At 68.9% G+C, this 19,379-nt stretch carries 17 protein-coding genes and 3 pseudogenes; 15 read left to right on the top strand and 5 right to left on the bottom strand.

Annotated features, from left to right (window positions below):
* Window positions 1-69: 69 nt before the first annotated feature.
* Entirely contained in the window at window positions 70-705 is a 636-nt protein-coding gene (locus tag OIC96_RS08885; RefSeq protein ID WP_330308403.1) for a TetR/AcrR family transcriptional regulator, read from the bottom strand.
* A 265-nt stretch (window positions 706-970) separates the two neighbouring features.
* Between OIC96_RS08885 and OIC96_RS08890 the strand changes: the two genes are divergently transcribed.
* Window positions 971-3,148, top strand: coding sequence for an MMPL family transporter (locus tag OIC96_RS08890; protein ID WP_330308402.1), 2,178 nt, complete (start codon window positions 971-973; stop codon window positions 3,146-3,148).
* Window positions 3,149-3,241: 93 nt separating this feature from the next.
* On the opposite strand, the gene OIC96_RS08895 is transcribed toward OIC96_RS08890, so the two are convergent.
* A complete protein-coding gene (locus OIC96_RS08895; protein ID WP_330308401.1) occupies window positions 3,242-3,946 on the bottom strand; it encodes a MerR family transcriptional regulator in 705 nt (234 codons plus the stop codon).
* A 274-nt stretch (window positions 3,947-4,220) separates the two neighbouring features.
* Between OIC96_RS08895 and OIC96_RS08900 the strand changes: the two genes are divergently transcribed.
* From OIC96_RS08900 to lipB, 4 genes are all read left to right on the top strand, one after another.
* Window positions 4,221-4,835: a DUF6230 family protein gene (locus tag OIC96_RS08900; RefSeq protein WP_330308400.1), complete on the top strand. Its 615-nt coding sequence runs from the start codon at window positions 4,221-4,223 to the stop codon at window positions 4,833-4,835.
* Window positions 4,836-4,952: 117 nt separating this feature from the next.
* On the top strand, window positions 4,953-5,441 hold the full coding sequence (locus OIC96_RS08905) for a DUF6114 domain-containing protein (RefSeq protein WP_330308399.1): 489 nt from the start codon (window positions 4,953-4,955) through the stop codon (window positions 5,439-5,441).
* A gap of 766 nt (window positions 5,442-6,207) precedes the next feature.
* Window positions 6,208-6,651 carry a hypothetical protein gene (locus tag OIC96_RS08910; RefSeq protein WP_330308398.1) on the top strand — a complete coding sequence of 148 codons (444 nt, stop codon included), beginning with the start codon at window positions 6,208-6,210 and terminating at the stop codon, window positions 6,649-6,651.
* 164 nt (window positions 6,652-6,815) lie between these two features.
* On the top strand, window positions 6,816-7,484 hold the full coding sequence (gene lipB / locus OIC96_RS08915) for a lipoyl(octanoyl) transferase LipB (RefSeq protein WP_330308397.1): 669 nt from the start codon (window positions 6,816-6,818) through the stop codon (window positions 7,482-7,484).
* Window positions 7,485-7,540: 56 nt separating this feature from the next.
* Here the strand turns inward: lipB and OIC96_RS49850 are convergent.
* Window positions 7,541-7,722, bottom strand: a pseudogene (locus OIC96_RS49850) (transposase); the annotation flags it as partial.
* A 92-nt stretch (window positions 7,723-7,814) separates the two neighbouring features.
* Here OIC96_RS49850 and OIC96_RS08920 point away from each other — a divergent pair.
* The 3 genes from OIC96_RS08920 to OIC96_RS08930 all read left to right on the top strand — a co-directional run bounded on the left by OIC96_RS08920 (window position 7,815) and on the right by OIC96_RS08930 (window position 10,414).
* Window positions 7,815-8,147, top strand: a complete 333-nt coding sequence (locus OIC96_RS08920; protein WP_330308396.1) for a hypothetical protein — start codon at window positions 7,815-7,817, stop codon at window positions 8,145-8,147.
* 165 nt (window positions 8,148-8,312) lie between these two features.
* A complete protein-coding gene (locus tag OIC96_RS08925) occupies window positions 8,313-9,611 on the top strand; it encodes an SNG1 family protein (protein ID WP_330308395.1) in 1,299 nt (432 codons plus the stop codon).
* Between the two features lie 233 nt (window positions 9,612-9,844).
* Window positions 9,845-10,414: a TetR/AcrR family transcriptional regulator gene (locus OIC96_RS08930; RefSeq protein WP_330308394.1), complete on the top strand. Its 570-nt coding sequence runs from the start codon at window positions 9,845-9,847 to the stop codon at window positions 10,412-10,414.
* An 87-nt stretch (window positions 10,415-10,501) separates the two neighbouring features.
* Here OIC96_RS08930 and OIC96_RS08935 read toward each other — a convergent pair whose 3' ends face one another.
* Window positions 10,502-11,035 carry a TetR/AcrR family transcriptional regulator gene (locus OIC96_RS08935; protein WP_330308393.1) on the bottom strand — a complete coding sequence of 178 codons (534 nt, stop codon included), beginning with the start codon at window positions 11,033-11,035 and terminating at the stop codon, window positions 10,502-10,504.
* 303 nt (window positions 11,036-11,338) lie between these two features.
* On the opposite strand from OIC96_RS08935, the gene OIC96_RS08940 reads away from it, so the two are divergent.
* The 7 genes and pseudogenes from OIC96_RS08940 to OIC96_RS49855 form a co-directional block, all read left to right on the top strand.
* Window positions 11,339-12,154, top strand: coding sequence for an oxidoreductase (locus OIC96_RS08940; RefSeq protein WP_330310345.1), 816 nt, complete (start codon window positions 11,339-11,341; stop codon window positions 12,152-12,154).
* 67 nt (window positions 12,155-12,221) lie between these two features.
* Window positions 12,222-13,079: pseudogene (locus tag OIC96_RS08945) on the top strand (CocE/NonD family hydrolase); the annotation flags it as partial.
* The gene (locus OIC96_RS08950; protein ID WP_330308392.1) at window positions 12,977-13,735 is read left to right on the top strand and encodes a CocE/NonD family hydrolase; all 759 of its coding nucleotides are present in this window, start codon (window positions 12,977-12,979) and stop codon (window positions 13,733-13,735) included. The pseudogene OIC96_RS08945 and the gene OIC96_RS08950, both read left to right, overlap by 103 nt.
* 241 nt (window positions 13,736-13,976) lie before the next feature.
* The gene (locus OIC96_RS08955) at window positions 13,977-14,678 is read left to right on the top strand and encodes an SDR family oxidoreductase (RefSeq protein WP_330308391.1); all 702 of its coding nucleotides are present in this window, start codon (window positions 13,977-13,979) and stop codon (window positions 14,676-14,678) included.
* Between the two features lie 30 nt (window positions 14,679-14,708).
* Window positions 14,709-15,743, top strand: a complete 1,035-nt coding sequence (locus OIC96_RS08960) for an alpha/beta fold hydrolase (RefSeq protein ID WP_330308390.1) — start codon at window positions 14,709-14,711, stop codon at window positions 15,741-15,743.
* A gap of 313 nt (window positions 15,744-16,056) precedes the next feature.
* Window positions 16,057-17,031: an NmrA family NAD(P)-binding protein gene (locus OIC96_RS08965; protein WP_261691482.1), complete on the top strand. Its 975-nt coding sequence runs from the start codon at window positions 16,057-16,059 to the stop codon at window positions 17,029-17,031.
* A gap of 522 nt (window positions 17,032-17,553) precedes the next feature.
* A pseudogene (locus OIC96_RS49855) lies at window positions 17,554-17,631 on the top strand (hypothetical protein); the annotation flags it as partial.
* Between the two features lie 236 nt (window positions 17,632-17,867).
* Here OIC96_RS49855 and OIC96_RS08970 read toward each other — a convergent pair.
* Window positions 17,868-19,358 (bottom strand): glycoside hydrolase family 32 protein, encoded by a 1,491-nt coding sequence (locus OIC96_RS08970; RefSeq protein ID WP_330310344.1) that lies wholly within the window; start codon window positions 19,356-19,358, stop codon window positions 17,868-17,870.
* Between the last annotated feature and the right edge of the window lie 21 nt (window positions 19,359-19,379).

Genomic DNA, 19,379 nt, shown 5'->3' on the forward strand with positions numbered 1-19,379 from the left:
TCGCGGGACGCGACCGAAAGAGTCTCGCTGAACCGTACGTTCAGGCCCGGAGCGGTACCGGCTCCTGGCTCACGGCACGTCCGCGAACCCCTGAACCTTCCCCTCGCTCTCTCGCCACCCCGCTACCAATACCCCCAGTGCCCGCTCATAGCAGTCGGCGACCGCGAGCCCGGGCGGCTCGTTCCCCGACAGCACCAGGGACACCAGGCCATGGGCCGTTCCCCAGACCGACAGCGCGATGACCTCCGGGTCGGACTCCGAACTGAACTGCCCTGCCTGCTGTCCGCGCCGCACGGCGTCGACGAGGGGCCGGTAGGTCTCGATGGCCTCACGCGGCTTCTCCGACTCCGACTCGGACGGGCACTGGACGCTGCGGTCGGAGAAGAGGATTGCGTAGAGATGCGGGTTGGCGATGGCGTATTCGCGATAGACGAGCCCAAGTCGGATCACGTCGCCGGCCGGGTCGTCCGTCGGACGGATGGCTGCCAGGCGTGCGGCGAAGAGCCGCGCGGCCTCCTCGTACAGGTTCCTGAGCAGGCCCGCCTTGTTGCCGAACAGCGAGTAGACCGCCGTGGTCGAGGTCTTCACGTCCGCAGCGAGCTGTCGCAGGCTCAGCGCGGCCGTGCCGCGGTCGAAGACCGTGGCGGCCGCGCGGTGCAGGAGCCGGAGCCGGAGTGCTTCGTCATGTGTCTTGAGCCTGGCCATGGCGCCATCGTATTGCAACGCCGTTACGAATGCTTCTCGGTATCGCTTTGGCTTGTTGTCGTCCGCTCCGCCCCGCGTCAGGACCCGCCGCTTCCGAACGAGCTTCTCTTGCATACCAGCAGGTCAGAGCAGAGGACCTCGACCCCTCTCCGAATGAGAGGTGTGCAGCAGCGTTGCATCGAGCAATAAAAACACTGTTACGGTTCGTTCGGCGCCGACTTTCAGATGGTCCTGCCCGGCGCTGGCTAACGATCTAGGAGAAGTCATGTTTGAGGGGTTTGGGCGTCTGCTGCACCGCAGGCGAAAGCCGGTGCTGATACTGGCCATGCTGTTCGCCGTCCTGTCCGGGGCCTACGGTGCCGGAGTCTTCGGCTCCCTGACACCGCTCGGCTTCCAGGACCCCGGCTCGGACAGCGTGCGCGCGGCCCACATCGCCGAGAAGGCGTTCCCGCAGCGGACACCTGACGCGGTGATCGTCTACCGCGACAAGGACCGCACCGTCGACGACCCGTCCTTCCAGCAGGCGGTCGTCAAGCAGTTGGAGTCCCTGCCGAAGTCGGAGGTGACCGGCTACCTGGACTTCTGGACGACCAAGATGTCGGCGCAGGTCAGCCACGACCGGCACGCCACCTACGTCGCCCTGAACCTGCACGGCAGCAGCGAGAAGGCCAAGGAGGACGCGTACAAGGCCGTCAAGGACAAGATCCCGGCACCCGGCCTTCAGACGTTGCAAGGCGGCACGGTGCCCACCGGCCACCAGGCGAGTGAGAAGATCGAACATGACCTGAGAACCGCGGAAATCATCTCGGCCCCCGTGCTCTTCCTGCTCCTGCTGGTCGTGTTCGGCGGTCTGACCGCGGCCTTCCTCCCGCTGCTTGTCGGCGTGCTCTCCATCCTCGGTTCGATGGCCGTCCTGCGGACCATCGCGAACATCACCGATGTGTCCGTGTTCTCCATGAGCCTGGTCACGATCCTGGGTCTCGCGGTCGCCATCGACTACGGCCTGCTGATCGTGAGCCGTTACCGCGAGGAACTGGCGGCCGGCTACACCGGCGAAGCGGCGATCGGGCGCACCCTCGCCACGGCCGGGCGCACCGTGATGGTTTCCGGCACCACAGTCGCGGCGGCGCTGGCCGGCCTGACCCTCTTCCCGTCGACGTTCCTGAAGTCGATGTCGTACGGCGGTGTGGCAGCGGTCCTGCTGGCGGTGCTCTTCTCACTGGTCGCGCTGCCCGCACTGCTCGCCGTGATGGGACCGAAGGTCAATGCCTTCCCGCTGCGCCGCAAGAAGGCAGGGCGGCCGACGGCGGCGGGCGAGGGTGCCTGGTACCGGTTCGGGCACGGCCTGATGCGGCGGCGGTGGGTCGTGGTGGTGGGCGCGGTGGGCCTGCTGCTGACGCTCGCCCTGCCGTTCTCCAAGATCGAGTTCGGTTCCATCAACGCGCAGCAGCTGCCGAGCAGCTCCGAGGGCCGCCAGGTCTTCAACGCCATGGAGCACGACTTCGACGGCGACGCGGTGAAGTCCATCGACTCGCTGCTCGTGCTGAAGTCCGACGGGACCTCGAAGGAGCAGGGCGCGGCGCTGAAGGCGTACGCCGAGCGGCTCGGTGCCACCGAGGGCGCCACGAGCGCCCGGATCAGCGGCGTGCAGGGCACCACGGCCCGGGTGTCGGTCACCTACGACGGCAATCCCATCTCGACCCACGCGCGCGACCTGGTGAACCGGCTCAAGGACGTCCCCGAACCGCCGGGCGCCCGGGCGTACTTCGGCGGCGAGTCGGCGGTGTACGACGACACCCTGGACGCACTGGGCGAGACCCTGCCGTGGATGCTGCTCTACATCGCGGTGATGACGTACCTTCTGCTGTTCCTCGCGTTCGGCTCGGTGCTGCTGCCGTTGAAGGCGATCGCGATGAACATGCTGTCGCTGTCCGCGACCTTCGGCGTCCTGGTCTGGATCTTCCAGGACGGCCATCTGCACAACCTGCTCGGCTTCGATCCGACGGGCAACATCGAGCCCAACATGCCGATCATGCTGTTCGCGCTGATCTTCGGGCTCTCCATGGACTACGAGGTGTTCCTGGTGTCCCGGATGCGGGAGCAGTACGACAAGCAGGGCGACAGCACGGAAGCCGTGGCGACCGGGCTGCAGTCCATCGGCCGCCTGGTCGTGAGCGCGGCGGTGCTGATGTGCGTGCCGCTCGCGGCGATCGGGATGAGCGATGTGCTGACCATCAAGCTGTTCGGCGTCGGCATGGTGTTCGCGGTCCTGGTGGACGTGCTGGTGGTGCGCGTCCTGCTGGGAACGGCCGTCATGAGGCTGCTGGGCAGGGCGGCCTGGTGGGCTCCGGGCCCGCTCGCCCGCTTCTACGACCGGTTCGGCATCAAGGAGACCGACGTGCCGGAGGACACCGACGAGCGGGTCCCCGTCGCCACGGGCTGAACCCTCCCGAGAGGCCGAAGTGCCTTCACCCGGGGCACTTCGGCCCTCGCTGCCGTCGCGAGCGGGGGGTGTCGGCGGTGCACTGCTGGGGACTCACTCCTCCGGATGCTCGCCCCGCCCGCATGTACGGCGATCATGGCGACGGTGGTTCGCGTCCTCCTGGGCCAGGCGCCGTAGCAGCCGGACGACCGGCTCGAAGAGCACGGTGAGGACCACCGCTCGCTCCGCGAGGGCGATGCGGTCCTCGATCCCGTCGAACTGCGCGAAGTCCAAGTCCGCGGTGGAGGTGGCGAGCCGTGCGTAGGGGATGAGGTCGTCGGCCGTGTAGTCGGTGCCGAGGCGGCTCAGCGCCGCGAGACTCTCGGCGAGCGCCGGGCGGTGCGGCGACGCATCGGAGATCTGCCAGCCCATGGTCCCGATGAGAGCCTCGACGCTCGCTGCGGCTCCTTCGCCCGACACGGCTTCGTCGACAGCGCTGTCCGGCCCGTCGTCGTCCTTCGCGCCCTTCGCGTTCTTGTCCGCGGAGGGCACGGGCAGCGCATGGTGGACGACGCCCAGGGTCTCGAACGCATCCAGTGGACGGTCCACCGCATCGAGCACTTCACGGGTACGCGCGACAGACAGCCCGCCGAGCTGGATGAGAGAACGGATCAGACGGAGCCGCTGGATGTGCTCCTCGCCGTACTCGACCGCCGTCGGGTTCAGCGCGCGTCCCTCGGGAAGCAGCCCTTCCCGTCGGTAGTACTTGATGGTCGCCACCGGCACCCCGGACCGCCGGCCGAGCTCTGAAATCCTCATGCGCTCCCTCACGCTCAACTGTCCCACCAGTATCGCGTTACGAGGGGTTGCCCTCGCGATCTCGATAGTGCCACTATCAGGTACTCGGTAGTAACACTATCGAGTGCCTCTTCGGTGTGCCCGCTTCTCCCGTGCGCGTGGACAACATGCTCCTGCGGAAGCCGCCTGCATCGCCGCGGCCGCACCCGGCCGTAGTTCTTCCCCCGCCCCGGGCCCGGGGCAGTCAGTCCTGGGTCCGGTCGTCTCGTACGCCTCGACAACGGAGGACCACCCCATGTCTCAGCGAATCGGCAAGACCCACTGGAAGCGCTTCGCCATCGGTGCGGTGCCGACGGTGGCCGCCACCGCGGCTGTCGCCGTCTCCATGGCCCAGGGCGCGTTGGCCGCTTCGTTCAGCATCTCCGGTTCCGACTTCCAGGTCTCGGCCGGCAAGTTGAGCGGCACCGGATTCGGCAACTACGCCACGGTGGACGTCGCCAAGAACGGCAAGCACGTGCCCGTCTCCGTCTCGTCCATCAAGAACGCGACGGTCACCGACATGTGCCAGTCCGTCCCGGTGGACATTCCCGTCCTCGGGACCTACACGATGTCGCTCAAGGCCGGCGGGTCGGGTACGCCGGTCAAGGCCAAGGACCTGTACATCGACATGACCGACCTCCAGGCCAAGAAGGGCACCTTCACGAACGTCGACATCGGCGTCGCCACCGGTTCCATGACCAAGGCTCAGGTCAACCCGAAGGACCACGTCGATCCCGACGGCTACGCCCAGCAGGCGGACGCGGTCGAGATCATCGATGCCCACCAGAAGGTCTGGGCCACGACTGCGGGAACGTTCGAACTCGCGGGCCTGCACATGAACATCGCGGCCGGCCGCCACGACTGCTTCTGACCTCGCCCGGCCCCGTCGTCTCCAGTGCGTGGAAGCGATACCGGCGACGGTCCGGGGCACCGGCGTCCCCACCCCCTCACGGACACCATGACTCGCTCACGACTTGGGAGCTGCCACATGACGAGTGCAGGCGCACCCGCGCACCCCCACAGTGACGGCGGCTTCGCCCGCGCTCGCCGGGACTTCCGGGCCTGGCGGCGCACCCGCCCCTTCTGGGCGGGCCTGCTGGTACTCCTCGCTGCCGCGCCCATCATCTACTTCCCGTACTTCAACCTCTCCCTGGGCGCCCTGTCCGTGGCGATGTCCACCACCGCGGGGGCAGGATCCCTGGTCATCGGCCTGACGCTGATCGTCCTTGGCGGACTTCTCTGGTTCCAGCCGGTCATCAGGTTCTTCGCCGGCTGCGTCGCCGTCTTCCTCGGTGTGCTGTCGCTCCCCATCTCCAACTTCGGCGGATTCCTCGTCGGCACGCTGTTCGCGGCCACGGGCGGGCTCCTGGCCCTGGCGTGGGGTCCGGTGGACGGGCACCCGGCGGACCTGTCCGGCGGCGGCACCCAGGAGCCGTCAGGCGCCGCCGGCTCCGAAGGAGGTCCGGCACATGAATGACCCGTCACCCGACGCCCGCGGCGAGGCCGCAGAACCCCGCTCCGCCCGGCAGTCGAGAGGCCGGCACGCCGTTCCCCGCGCGTCAGCGCTGACGCGCCTGCGCCTGCCGCTCGGGAAGGCTCTCGCGCTGACCGCGCTGCCGACCGCCCTCATCCTGGGAAATCAACGCCTTCCCGAGTCCGCGGACACGAGCGCCACCGCGGCGCTCTCCGTTTCCGAAGAGGGGTCAGGCACGCCCGGAACCAGCGGTGTCGACTGCGCCCGCCCCGACGACACCTCAACCTCTGCGACGAACGCTCCCGCACACCCCACCCCGTCCGCTGATCCCCGCACGGTCGGCGCTCACCCGAGCGGGAAGCCCGTCAAGCCGCCGTCGCACGCGGACGACGAGGGAGCGGGCCCGACCCCAGCACCGACCGCCACTCCCACCCCCTCGCCCAGCGCAACCTCCGCCACAACGAGCCTCGCGGACATCCTCGATCCCCTCTTCCACGACGACGCCGAGCAGCAAAGCCCGTCACCCGACGCGAGCCCCTCACTCCACGCGAGCCCTTCACCAAGATCGGCAACTTCGAGGCCAGAGTCCGGAGCACCGCCCGAGCCCCGGCTGTCCACCACGCCTGTATCACCTGCTCCCAGCCACCGGGCCGTCGAGCCGTCGCCCCGACCGGAGTCCACCGGTGGAACCTCCCGAACCTGCGACATCAGTGATCTCAAGGCCCCCGAGGAACATGAGGCCGGCCGATTCTCCGCCGAGGCATGGAACATGAAGGGGAGCCGCCTCGAACTGCATGACCTCGTCTTCGGCGGCGTGGTGACCGTGGACACGGCCGCCGGACCCAAGCGGGTGCTCAAGTTCTCCGCGGGGAGCGTCACGATCCGTGACCTGAAGATGGCCGTACCCGTCGGCCCGCAGATCCAGCACATCGACGGGGCGCCCGGCTCGACGTCCACGCTGCGAGGCGACGGCATCACCATGTACGTCGAAAGCCTGACGGGCACCCTCTCCGGAGTCGAAGGCGTTCCCGTACCGCCCGTCCTCCGCCTGCACCTCACCCCGGACACCATTCCGGAGTGGCTCTACGACACGGTCGGGAAGCTTGACCTCAAGCTCCAACTCGGCCTGGACGACGCCGACATTGACCAGGCCGGACAGACAGGCGGAAAACTCTCCATCCCGGGGATCCACGGGTACGGAACGCCACGCTGAAGCCAGCCGCAAGCGGCTGTGGTTGGTCGTGGTCATGGGTGACGACACCTGACCTGACTGCACGCCGAGCCCCAACGATGCACAGTTTGCTCATCGGCGACACCAGACCAGGAGTTTGCAGGCGCGGCTCGAGGCGACGTCGCCTCGAAGACACGGGAGAGGCAATGCAGCCAGGGGAGATGGAGCGCGTCGATCTGGGTGAGGTGCCGTATGAGGTGGCGCAGGCCGACATGGCCGGTTGGGTGGCCGAGCGGAAGCAGGGGCGTACTGGGGATCGGCTGTTTCTGCTCACCCACCCTCCCGTGATCACCTACACGGCGCGGACACCGGCCGACCAACTGCCAGAACCGGCTTCACCGATCAGCCTGGTCGAAGTCGACCGGGGAGGTCACGCCACCTATCACGGGCCAGGGCAGCTGATCGGGTATCTCGTGCTGAACGTACGCGAGCTAGGACCGCGCGGCTTGATACGACGGATCGAACACGCCCTGATCCGTGCGCTGGGATCACTCGGGTTCGAGGCGATACGCCGGGACACACCCCGAGGCGCCGAGAGCCTGGTCGGCGTATGGACCCCCGGCCACCGCAAAATCGCCTCCATCGGCATGCGCATCAGCGGAGGCGTGACCAGCCACGGATTCGCGCTCAACGTCGACCCGGACCTCGACGTCTACACCACGTTCACGGCCTGCGCCCTGCCCGGTGTCCGGATGACCTCGTTGGCTCAACTCGCTGCCGAACTCGGCCGGCCCACGCCCACGGAGGAGCAGGTGAGGGATGCTGTAGCCGACGCCGTAACAGCCGAGCTGGCGCCAACGCGCACACCCTCCTGAGCCGGGGCAGGCGCTTGCGCGGTGGCCGCCGCTCAGTTTCCAGTCCCCGCCTCCCGGTAGACCGTCGGCCATGGGCCGAACCGGCCCGGCATTTCCCGCCACCGACTGCTGGTGCGGAACCGCCAGATCCCCCCTCGACCTGCTCACGCAGCCGTTCAGGGTACGGACCGTGCTCGCCCATCGGCAGGAACGGCTCGGTCAACTGCTCCTGCTTGTCGGTGAGTTGCCTGCGCGTCACGATCGCCTTGCTACCGGCTTCGCCTCCCAGGCAGATCCGGATCGGCAAGATTGATCACGACATCACACAGGCCCGCCACCGGAGACCTGGCCGTGAACTTCCAGCTCCGCAGGGAGTCGGTGTCGATCGAGCCGGTAGAGCACGGTATCGGCTTCATCCGCACCCAGGCAGATCGAGGCCATCATCTGGAGCCGGCAGGTCACCGGGAGCCGGTAACGGCGACTGCCGGGCGGGCGGCCCCGATGGCCGCGTTCGGCGCGGCGGACCTGGAGGGCTTGCGCGACCGGAAGCGAACCACTCCACTCGCGGCTCGCACCGACCCGATGACAGGGATGGCGCCGGCACGCGGCTTCCTGGCGCTGCTGGGATATGGGCCAGCACCTCGACTTGGAAATTGTAAACTGATCGGTTTACGATGGGCTTGAAACCGACCGGTTTCATCAGTCGGAGTCCCGGCGGGGTGCTGCATCTCCGGTTCCGCGTCGACGGCCGTGTGTGCCGGGATTGAACGTTCCGAGGGTCGCCGGACCGCAATGAAGCTGTCCGTCCCTCTCCGAATATGAGTGTGTTGTCCGAGACCGGAGTAAGTCATGAGTGGGATTCACCCGTTCCGCGTCCTGCGTGCCAAACCCCTATGGATCGCCAATGGCGTCATCACGGGCGTTCTCGCGCTGCTGTTCACCGTGTTCTATGTCGGGGCCAATATCGATCCCGTCGATCACATGAAGAATCTGCCCGTCGGCCTGGTCAACGCCGACAAGGGGGCCGCTGTCGGTGGCAAGCAGGTCAACCTCGGGGCTCGGATCACCGAGTCGATCAAGAAGTCCACCGCGAGCGGGGACAAGATCGACTGGAAGGTGATGGACGAGAAGGAGATGAAGAAGGAACTCGGCAAGGGCAAGCTGTACGGCGCGCTCGTCGTCCCCGCCGACTTCACCTCCGCCACCACCGCACTCACCAGCGCCGCGACCACCGGGGCCCCGACCCGTCCGACACTGACGGTGCTGACCAACCAGTCCGCCGGCAGTGTGGGCTCCAGTCTGGCCCGGACCGCGACGACGCAGGCTGCCGAAAGCGCCTCGCTCCAGGTGGGCAAGGAGCTCACGTCCCAGGGCGGAACGGGGGAGGCGAAGCTGCCCGCCGCGGCACGCGTCCTGCTGGCCGACCCGGCCGCCGTCACCGTCGAGGACGGCCATCCCCTCGACTCGCACAGCGGCCTGGGCCTGACGGCGTTCTACTACGCGCTCGTCCTGGTGGTGTGCGGCATGCTCTCCGCCAACGTCATCAGCGGCCAGGTGGACCACGCCCTCGGCTACACCCACAACGACATGGGCCCGCTGCGCCTGCACCGCCCGCTGATCCGGGCGACCCGGGCGCAGACCCTCGCCATCAGCAGCACTCTCATGGCCGGGCTGTCCCTGCTGATGGGGAGCCTGGTCATGGCGGGCGCGGTCGGCCTCATGGGAATGCACGCCGCCCATCTGCCACTGCTGTGGCTCTACTCGGTGTGCGCCATCGCGGTCTCCGGGATCGGTGCGCTGACCCTGCTCGCCGTCTTCGGCACGCCCGGCATGCTGGTGGTCACGCTGGTCTTCATCGGGATGGCGGTGCCGACGGCCAACGCCACCACGCCGCTTCAGGCGTTGCCCGGTTTCTACCGCTTCCTGGCGGAGTTCGAACCGCTGCGGCAGATCACCGGCGGCATCCGCTCGATCCTCTATTACGACGCCCAGGCCGACGCCGGCCTGACCCGGGGCTGGGTCATGATGGCCGTCGGCCTCGTGGCAGCCGCCCTCTTCGGCTTCGGCATGACCAGCTGGTACGACCGCAAGGGGCTCCACCGTATCCCCGTCGAGACGGAGCCCGAGAAGACCGCTGCCCCGGCGTAGCGGAGGCGGCTCACCCAAGACGGGGCCATTACTCGGAGTGGCCCCGGTGTGCGTCGCCCCCTGTGGGGACGAGAGGCGCGTGCACCATCAGGGCTCGGCGACGGTCTCTCCCCCGAGATCGTCGCCGAGCCTCTGAGCGGCCTTCAGGCGGCCGCGCGGCGGCGGGCGTCTTCCCGGCACCCTATGTAAACCGATCGGTTTCTTTTTCGTCCGATTCGAGTTAACCTCGCGGTATGACCACCAAAGTGAAGCAAAGCCCCCGGGAGCGGCTGCTGGAGGCAGCGGCCACGCTCACCTACCGCGACGGCGTCGGCATCGGCGTCGAGGCGCTGTGCAAGGCGGCGGGGGTGTCGAAGCGCTCCATGTACCAGCTGTTCGAGAGCAAGGACGAACTGCTGGCGGCGAGCCTGGAGGAGCGTGCCGCTGCCTTCGCGGCCGGTCTCCTGCCGGCGGCGGACGATGGCCGCTCACCCCGCGAGCGGATCCTGTACGTCTTCGAGCGGGTGGAGTCGCAGGCGGGTGCGCCCGACTTCCAAGGCTGCCGGTACCTGGCTGTGCAGATCGAGCTCAAGGATCAGACCCACCCCGCGAGCCGGGTGGCCCACCAGATCAAAGCGAACCTGACGGCCTTTTTCCGTTCCGAGGCCGAACAGGGCGGGGCGAGCAACCCCGACCTGCTGGCCCGGCAGCTCATCCTGGTCTTCGACGGCGCCAGCGCCCGCGCGGGAATCCAGGCCGACAACCTGACCGGGCTCATCGCACCCACCGTGGTCACCCTGCTCGATGCGGCAGACATGCGCTGACGCGCCCCGGGTTCGAGCAGGCTCGGAGGCCGAAGCGCTCTTTCGGGTTGATGCCAGTCTCCGGCAGCCGGAGCAGCGCCCACGGCCTCACGCCCTTGCCTCCCGGTGATCGGAGGAAAGCCCGATGGCCGTAAGCGTGTTGCCGAGCATGCCGCAGGCAAAGAAGCTTGCGGTCTCGCGGACGTCGGCACCCAGCGACAGGTGCACGGTTTCCCACAGTCTCATCCAGCCGGTCCGGACGAGCTCGCCCGTCTGGTCATCGCCCTCCGCCTCAGCGGCCGCGACGACGGCGTATCCCTGCATCTGCATCAGGAGCGTTTCGGGGCGCGCCGAGATGAGCCGCGCGTACGCGTCCGTCATGGCATGCAGGGTCTGCTCGCCGCCCTCCGCCCCGTCGGCCGCCCGCTCGAAAGCCAGGCGGGTGTCTTCCATGCTCCGCACCAACGCGGCGACGAAGATCGCCTTCTTGCCCGGGAAGAGTCGGAAGAGGTACGGCTGCGTGACGCCGACGCGTTTGGCGATCACCTCGGTGGAAGTGCCGTAGTAGCCCTTGAGCGCGAACTCGGCGATCGCTGCGCGGACGACGCTTTCGCGCCTCTCTTGCGCACTGATCCTGGCCATGCCGCCATTGTGGCAGGCGCCGGTCGGTTTGCGTCCGCCGGCAAGGCACCTGACCGGGCGCCGGTCCGCAGGGCCCGCCCTTGTGGCGGCCGACCGCCATGAGACGGCCTCCTGTCTGCCGCGCGCCACAAACAGTGCTCCGCCCCGCCTTGGGCGAGACGCCGCAGCCGCCGCGCAGCCCGATCGGCCTCAGCGCGCAGAGGTGGCACGGCCCGGATCGGGTTGGCCCTAGCTTGCACATGGAAACCGATCGGTTTACTATGGTCGGAAACTGATCAGTTTCTAACGAGTCGGGAATCCATGATGACGATGAACCGGCCGGTGGCACTCGTGACGGGTGCGTCATCCGGCATCGGGAAGGAAACCGCGCTCGCCCTGGTCGCAGCCGGATTCAACGTGGTCGGCACAAGCCGCGACACCTCACGCGTCACCCCGCTCGACGGCGTGACGTTCCTCGGGCTCGACGTCGCCAGTGACGCCTCGGTCGCCACAGCGGTCCAGGAGGTGAGCGAGCGGTTCGGGCGGATCGACGTCCTGGTCAACAACGCCGGCGTCGGCTCGATGGGTGCGGCCGAGGAAACCTCCGTCGCGCAGGCCCAGGGCGTCTTCGACACCAACGTCTTCGGGGTCATGCGCATGGTGAACGAGGTCCTGCCGCACATGCGTGCCCAGGGACGCGGCCGCATCATCAACATCTCGTCCGTACTCGGGTTCATGCCCCAGCCGTACATGGCCGCCTACGCCGCCTCCAAGCATGCGATCGAGGGCTACACCGAGTCCCTGGACCACGAGGTCCGCGACCACGACATCCGGGCGCTCATCGTCGAACCCGCCTACACCAGGACCGGATTCGAGGCCAACAGCGCGAAGCCCGACACCCCCCTGCACGCCTACGCGAAGCAGCGGCTCACCGTCGACCGCGTGATGGCGGAGGCGGTCAGGGACGGTGACGCCCCCGCCGTCGTCGCCAAGGCGATCGTCGCGGCAGCGACCGACGCCAAACCGAAGCTGCGCTACACCGCCGGCCCCCTGGCCGGACGCGCGCGCATACTGCGCCGCGTCGCTCCCGCCCAGGTCTTCGACAAGCAGATCCGCAAGATGAACAAACTGGCCGGCTGACGCCTGCCCGCACTCAAGCACCCCGCAAGAGAGCGACGGTTGCGACACCGTACGGTGGGCCGCCGCCCTGCCCGGCTCGAACGGCTCCGTCGGCATGATCGGCGGCAGCTACTTCGGCAACACCCAGTGGATGGCGGCGCTGTCGAAGCCACCGGAGCTGAAGGCCATCGATCCGATGATCACCTGGTCCGACCCGGACGACGGGCTGTGGACGCGTGGCGGCGCGATCGAGCTCGGCCTCACCGTGCCCTGGTCGCTCCTGCAGGGTGCCGACACCCTGATGCGCCGTCACTCCACCGACCTCGACGGGCTCGTGAACGGCATCACCGGGCTCGTGCAGGATTTCGACGGCCTGGCGAGCGGCGGTTACGGGAAGCTGCCCGCCGGGCGGTTTCCCGCGTTCGCCCGGCACGACCTGCCCGAGCTGGGCTACGAGCGTTCCCGGCGCGAGCCCGAGTGGGCGGCGTCCTGCACTGTCGCGGGCCGGCACGGCGAGGTCGATCTGCCCACCTTCCAGGTCGGCGGCTGGTTCGACATCTTCGGCCAAGGCACGCTCGACAACTTCACCGCCATGCGCCGCGCCGGCCGGTCCGCCACGCTGGTCATGGGCCCGTGGACCCACACCAACTTGCGGCACGTGGTCGGTGACGTCAACTTCGGGTTCGGCGCGAACTCCGACTTCATGGGCATGCGCGGACGCCTGCACGACATGCAGTTCGACTGGTTCCGGCGCACGATCGGCGACGGCGAGGCTGTGGAGCCGGACGCGGGCACGGTGCTGCTGTTCGTCATGGGCATCAACCAGTGGCGCGAGGAGACGGAATGGCCCCTGCCGCGGGCCGTGGATACGGACTTCCACCTGCGCGCCGACGGACGCCTGACGCAGGAGCCGCCGTCCGCCTCCGAGCAGGCCGAGGAGTTCACCTACGACCCCATGGACCCGGTGCCGACCACCGGCGGCGCGCTCCTCATGGGCGGCGGGCTCCTGAACACCGACGAGTTCCGTCCCGGGCCGCTCGACCAGGCGCGGCCGTCGAGGCGCGCGAGGACGTCCTGGTCTTCACCACCGAACTGCTCACCGAGGACGTCGAGGTGACCGGCCGGGTCCGGGCGGTGCTCTTCGCTGCCACGGACGGCCCCTCGACCGACTGGGTGGCACGCCTGTGCGACGTCGATGAGATGGGCGTCTCCCGCAATGTGGCCGACGGCATGGTAAGGGTGCGCGCTGCGACACCGGGCGAGGCGGCCGAGCACGTCGTGGACCTGTGGTCGACCAGCGTCGTCTTCCGGGCGGGGCACCGGATACGGGTCCAGGTCACCTACAGCAACTTCCCCCGCTGGGACCGCAATCTCAACACGGGCGAACCCGAGGAGAGCGCGACCACGGCCCGAGTGGCCCGGCAGCAGGTCTTCCACGACCCCGCCCGACCCTCCCGCATCGTCCTGCCGGTGGTTCCGGTCCCAGCGCCGCCGACAGTCGGCCGCCCTTGGCCGCCGACCCCGGGCCGGCCGGGGACGGCGGCCGGGCACGCCGGCGATACCGAGCCGTACGGCACGCCACTCCTCACGTCACCCCGCTGAACTCCGTGGGCCCAGCCGGGCCACGTCGATCACTGGCAGGCTCGCGGCTTCACCGGCCTGCGACGGGCGAGTACGGACTTCGCCGATGGACACGAGGCCAGCCCCTGAAGCCTGAGCTCCGCCCGACTCCACCTCGACCCCGCGTGCCGTAGTCATCCGGTGCTCAACCCGACTTGCATGACGAAACCGATCGGTTTACGGTGGTGAAAACCGATCGGTTTTCATCTTCGTGGAGGTAGTCATGACAGCAATCAAGGGCGCCAGCGTCTTCGTCACCGGAGGCAGCCGTGGCATCGGCAAGATGCTGGTCGAGGAGCTCTACGCGCGCGGGGCCGGCAAGGTCTACGCCACGGCCCGTGACCCGCGCACGGTGACCCACCCCGATGCCGTTCCGCTGGCGCTCGAGGCCACTGACCCGGCATCTGTGGCGGCGGCCGCCGAGCAGGCCCAGGACGTCACCATTCTGATCAACAACGCCGGCGCATCCGTCCGCGCTTCGTACCTCGACTCCCCGATGGAGGACGTGCGCCGGGATCTGGAGACCAACTTCTACGGGCCGCTGCTGGTCACCCGGGCCTTCGTGCCGGTCATCGAGCGCAACGGCGGAGGCCACCTCCTCAACGCCCACTCCGCCCTGTCCTGGCTGGCCGACGGCACGCCCTACGGCGCCTCCAAGGCCGCCCTGTGGTCGCAGACCAACTCCCTGCGCCTGGAGCTGCAGCCGCGCGGCATAGCGGTGACCGGGCTCCACATGGCCTACGTGGACACCGACATGACCTCGGGCGTCGACGCACCCAAGGCCGACCCCCGCGACATCGCCGTGGCCGCACTCGACGGCATCGAGGCAGGGGCGCACGAGGTCCTGGCCGACGACACCACCCGCTGGGTCAAGTCCCAGCTGTCCGCCGACCTGGACGCCATGTACGCCCAGCTGAAGAAGTAGCACGCACTCACGCACTTCAAGGAGCTCCTCGTGGAAAGTCCGCTCACCCACCGCTTCGTCGACGTGAACGGGGTCAGGCTGCACATCGCCGAGCAGGGGCAAGGGCCGCTGGTCCTGCTGCTGCACGGCTGGCCGGAGAGCTGGTACTCCTGGCGTCACCAGTTCGGGGCGCTGGCGGCGGCCGGGTACCGGGTCGTCGCCCCCGACCAGCGCGGCTACGCCCGCAGCGAGCAGCCGCCGGACGTGGCGTCGTACACCCTGCTCCACCTCGTCGGCGACGTGATCGCCCTGATCGAGGAGCTCGGGGAGGAGCAGGCGGTCGTGGTGGGCCACGACTGGGGTGCACCCGTCGCCTGGACCGCGGCGATGCTGCGCCCGGACAAGGTCCGCGCAGTGGCCGGGCTCAGCATTCCGCCCATTCTGCCGGGCGGAATGGTCCCGCCCTCGATCACTCGTGCCCAGTACGGCGAGGGCTTCTACCAGGTGTACTTCCAGCAACCGGGAGTCGCCGACGCGGAGTTCGCCAAGGACATCCCGGACGCCTTGCGCCGCCTCCTGGTCGGTGCCTCGGGCGACAACCCGCTCGGCAGCGAACCCCGCCCGTTGGTCATACCCGACGGTCTGGGCCTCCTGGACACCATGCCGGAGTCGCCGGCTCTCCCGGACTGGCTGACGGAGGAGGACATTCAGGTGTACGCCGAGGACTTCGCCCTGCACGGCGAGCGGGCGTTCACTGGAGCCTTCAACTGGTACCGGAACATCGAACGCAACAGCGAACTGCTCGCGCCGTTCCGGGGACGCGGTATCGACGTCCCCGCGCTGTACGTGGTGGGAGACCGCGACATGGTCACCTCATTGCGCGGCCCGGACGGGGGCCCTTCGCTGAGCGAAATGTTCCGTGGCGAGGGCGGGTCGGACAACCCGCTGACCGCTATCGCGCCTCAACTGCACGACCTGGTGGTGCTGCCGGGCTGCGGGCACTGGACACAGCAGGAACGTCCCGCCGAGGTCAACGCCGCACTCCTCGACTTCCTCGCCCACATCGACGGCCCCGCACCCCGATGACCCTCCGCCGAATCCGCCTGGCCGGCACCGTCCGGACACAGCAGAGCCCACGGCTCACGCGCAGGCGGCCATCGAGCTGGGCGACTGGAAATCCTCCGCGGCCCGGGAGTCCTGCTAGAGACCCTGGCCTGCATTCAGGAAGTGCTTCGAGCGGACCTCCGTACGCCGTGCAAGGCGCTCCTCGCACCTCAAGCAGCCCAAAACGGTCGCCGACACCCACTGTCGGCCCCGGCTTTGTGAACAACCGACTCACTGACTCGCTGACTCACCCCAACCAGACGCAACCAGACACAACCAGACAGAGGACACATTGATGCCAGAGCGCAATCCCATCCTGATCACCGGTGCCGCCGGCGAAATCGGTGGTGTGAGCCGGACGATGGTCGACATGCTGCTCGAACAAGGGCACCCGGTGCGCGCGTTCGTGCGCCAGGACGACGAACGCGCGCATTCGCTCCGCCAGGCCGGGGCCGAGGTGTTCGTCGGGGACCTGCTCACCATCGCCGACGTGAGCGCCGCGCTGAAGGGCGTCCGGCGCATCTACTTCAGCATGAGCCTGTCGCCGTACTACACGGACGCCGTCAGCCTGATGGCCGCGGCGGCGCGGGCCCAGGGCGATATCGAGGTTTTCGTCAACATGTCCGAGTACGAGCAGTCGTTCATGACGTTCGAGAAGTTGACCGCGCCGGAGGAAGAGCGGCGTGCGTGGCTGGGCGGACTCGTCGCGAACTGGTCGCCGCAGCAGCGGGCCCACTGGGTCGCCGAGCAGGTGCTGGAGTGGTCCGGCCTCCCGGCCGTCAACGTACGGGCGGCCATGTTCGTCGAGAACCCCCTGATGACCTGGCTGGCGCTGGAGCCGCTGAGCCGCGGTGAACTGCGTCTGCCTTTCGGCGACCACCGGCTCGCGCCCATCGCGGGTTACGACGTGGCGGAGGTGTGCGCGAAGATCCTGGCCGACCCGGCGCCGCACATCTCGAAGTCCTACGAACTGAACGGTCCGGAAGCGAAGGACATGCACGGGTTCGCGGAGGACTTCGCGGCCGTGCTGGGACGCCCGGTCACCTACGTTCCCGAAGACGTCGAAACCTGGAACGAGACCTACGTGGACACCGCCCTGGCCGCGATCCCGCACACTGCGGAGCACCTGAAGACCCTGACCCGGCTTATGGGCGGCGGCGGCTACCGCGGCACCACCGACCAGCTGGAGACCCTGCTCGGACGCCCGCCGAAGACCGTGCGCTGGGCCCTGGAGAACCATCCGCGCATTCAGAAGCTCGCGTCTGCCTGAGCCACTGAGCAGCCCAGAGCAGCAACATGACGCCACATCGGAGTCCTCATGCGGAGGACTCCGATGTGGCGCGGGCCCCGGTCCAGCGTGACGCGGCCCGGCTGAAGTCCTGGTGATACCCCGAAGGCCCCGGTGCCGCCCGAACAAGTGCCGTCAAACTGTGCCCGAGTGCTCAACGCCCCGGCGGGCTCGCGCCCGAATCGGTCGCGGAGCCGTGAGAACCCGCTTCCACATACCATCGACGGCCTCGCGCGCAGCGTGTGCGGGCGCCCCGCCCGTTCCCGGCCGCACCCGGGCCGGCAGGCATCTGATGTACCGCCAGGACGAGCGTCACGGTATGCCGGGGCCCATCCCGCCGCCATCCTCCATAAAGCCGCACCCATGGGGGCCGGGGTTGTCAAGGCGCGTAAGGGCCTGTCCCCGGTGTGAGGCGGGCCCCCGCCGAGGTGGGCGGTCTTGTGAAAGGGGCGGGATGCCGGATGTGGTTCCCCAGGATGTAGTCGGGGCTGCGACCGCGTCTTCCCCTTCGAGGAAACCCCCACCGCAGCGTCCTACATGGAGCAAGGCGGTCACTTCGGCAAGGTCGTCACCAGTCACTGACGCCCAAGCGTCTACTTCCGGTCGGCCTGCAGCAGCCGGTTACAGTAGGTCCCATGCCTGTCCAGCAGCGGCGGAGTCGTGCGAGCCGACTCCGCGGGTTCCCGGCTGGCTGGCGCAGCTGACGTCCCTCTGCAATCGCCCCGGCGCCCGATCTCGCCGAGCGCCCAGTGCACCGGAGTGATCGTGCACTGGATGCCGGGAGCCCGAGCCCGAGGGCCGTGGAGGCGGTAACAGAATCAGGGGCGGACGAGGCCAGCGTCCGGGAGCGCGGACTGGGCGTTGGAGTCGGCCGTGTACCGCATGGTGTACGGCCGCAGGTTCCAGGCTCCGACCGTGTAACCGAGGCTGCCCTCGCCTCCGGCATGGGCCTCGATCCGCCAGGGAGCGCCGCCGGTTGGGTAGAACCGCAAGGTCAACGCCCGGCCCGACGGCAGGTAGAGCTCGGCGACGGAGCGGTCCACCACCAGGCGCAGTTCGACCGGGGCGCCGGACACCGCACTCGCCTCGGGGCAGGGGACGCGGTACGTCCCGCCGTGTGCGCGCGGGTCGAGGGAGGCGTGGTCGCGGTCCACGACGAGCTCACCGGCGGCAGTGTCGATCCTGATGTCGAGGTACTCGGTGCCGTCGGCGGAGGTCACCAGCCGCAGTCTGCCCGCCGTCCCGGCACTCCCGGCACTGCGGGGTTCCAGACGGGCCGTCAGGTCGAAGCTCGGGCCCACCGTTCCCAGTACGGCCGTTCCGGCGGTCTCGCCGGTAGCGGTCACCGCGCGCTCGTCGCGCAGCGCGAGGAGTTCCGCGGCCGGTCGCTGTCGTACGGAGCCGTCCTCGGCGAGTGTCACCTCGCGCGGCATTGTCAGCAGCCCGGCCCAGCCGCTCTCCCGTACCCACTTCGGGTCGCGGGCCTCCCACGACCAGCCCCACAGCAACCATCGGCCGTCGGGGGCGGGCAGCAGCGCCGGGGCGTAGAAGTCGGGCCCGTGGTCGAGCAGAACGGGATCGCCGGCGAGGAAGCGGCCGGCCTGTTCGCGCCCGGGGTAGACCACGGTGCGGCGCGGTCCGAGCTCCGGGTCCCAGGCGCCGAGGAGCAGCGCGCCGCGTCCGTCCGCGTGCAGGTACTGGGGGCACTCCCAGCCCAGCCCCGTGTCGGCGCCCGGCGCCACCGGCTGCGGGGCCCGGTCCAGGAAGAGCCCCCTGTACTTCCACTGTTCCAGGTCCCCGGACTCGTAGAGCAGTGCCGCCGCCCGGCCGCCCGCCTGGGCGGAGCCGACCAGCATGCGCCAGCGGCCGGCTTCCCGCCACACGTACGGGTCGCGGTACATGGTGGCGCCCGCGGGCGGTTCGGGGATGAGCAGGCTGCCGCGCGGTGTCCAGGTGACACCGTTGTCCCGGGACTCGGCGGTGGTGACCGGCTGTGCCCAGCGGTCGGTGCGGAAGGCGGAGTAGAAGGCGACCATGCGGTCGCCGTCGGAGATCGCGTTGCCGGAGAAGCAGCCGTCGGCGTCCTCGCCGCCCGGCGTGGGGGTCAAAGCGAGGGGAAGTTCTTCCCAGGTGATCAGGTCCGGGCTGCGGAAGTGGCCCCAGTGCATGTTCGCGTGCTCGGGTCCGTATGGGTTGTGCTGGAAGCACACGTGGTAGTGGCCGTGGTGGAAGGCGAGCCCGTTGGGGTCGTTGATCCAGTTGCGGGGCGGGCGCAGGTGCGCGACGGGCAGGTGGGGGTCTGCGGGCATGACGGACACGCAGGGGTCCTT

Origin of the sequence: Streptomyces sp. NBC_00775 (assembly GCF_036347135.1) — a bacterium.
In the GTDB taxonomy this organism is placed as follows: Bacteria; Actinomycetota; Actinomycetes; order Streptomycetales; family Streptomycetaceae; genus Streptomyces; species Streptomyces lutosisoli.

Bases quoted from the DNA above. Each gene is read 5' to 3' on its own strand.
- OIC96_RS08900 (WP_330308400.1), top strand. From the start codon at position 4,221: ATGTCTCAGCGAATCGGCAAGACCCACTGGAAGCGCTTCGCCATCGGT.
- OIC96_RS08935 (WP_330308393.1), bottom strand. From the start codon at position 11,035: ATGGCCAGGATCAGTGCGCAAGAGAGGCGCGAAAGCGTCGTCCGCGCA.
- OIC96_RS08940 (WP_330310345.1), top strand. From the start codon at position 11,339: ATGACGATGAACCGGCCGGTGGCACTCGTGACGGGTGCGTCATCCGGC.
- OIC96_RS08885 (WP_330308403.1), bottom strand. From the start codon at position 705: ATGGCCAGGCTCAAGACACATGACGAAGCACTCCGGCTCCGGCTCCTG.
- OIC96_RS08965 (WP_261691482.1), top strand. From the start codon at position 16,057: ATGCCAGAGCGCAATCCCATCCTGATCACCGGTGCCGCCGGCGAAATC.
- lipB (WP_330308397.1), top strand. From the start codon at position 6,816: ATGCAGCCAGGGGAGATGGAGCGCGTCGATCTGGGTGAGGTGCCGTAT.
- OIC96_RS08890 (WP_330308402.1), top strand. From the start codon at position 971: ATGTTTGAGGGGTTTGGGCGTCTGCTGCACCGCAGGCGAAAGCCGGTG.
- OIC96_RS08905 (WP_330308399.1), top strand. From the start codon at position 4,953: ATGACGAGTGCAGGCGCACCCGCGCACCCCCACAGTGACGGCGGCTTC.
- OIC96_RS08950 (WP_330308392.1), top strand. From the start codon at position 12,977: ATGGCCCCTGCCGCGGGCCGTGGATACGGACTTCCACCTGCGCGCCGA.
- OIC96_RS08970 (WP_330310344.1), bottom strand. From the start codon at position 19,358: ATGCCCGCAGACCCCCACCTGCCCGTCGCGCACCTGCGCCCGCCCCGC.
- OIC96_RS08895 (WP_330308401.1), bottom strand. From the start codon at position 3,946: ATGAGGATTTCAGAGCTCGGCCGGCGGTCCGGGGTGCCGGTGGCGACC.
- OIC96_RS08910 (WP_330308398.1), top strand. From the start codon at position 6,208: ATGAAGGGGAGCCGCCTCGAACTGCATGACCTCGTCTTCGGCGGCGTG.
- OIC96_RS08925 (WP_330308395.1), top strand. From the start codon at position 8,313: ATGAGTGGGATTCACCCGTTCCGCGTCCTGCGTGCCAAACCCCTATGG.
- OIC96_RS08955 (WP_330308391.1), top strand. From the start codon at position 13,977: ATGACAGCAATCAAGGGCGCCAGCGTCTTCGTCACCGGAGGCAGCCGT.
- OIC96_RS08930 (WP_330308394.1), top strand. From the start codon at position 9,845: ATGACCACCAAAGTGAAGCAAAGCCCCCGGGAGCGGCTGCTGGAGGCA.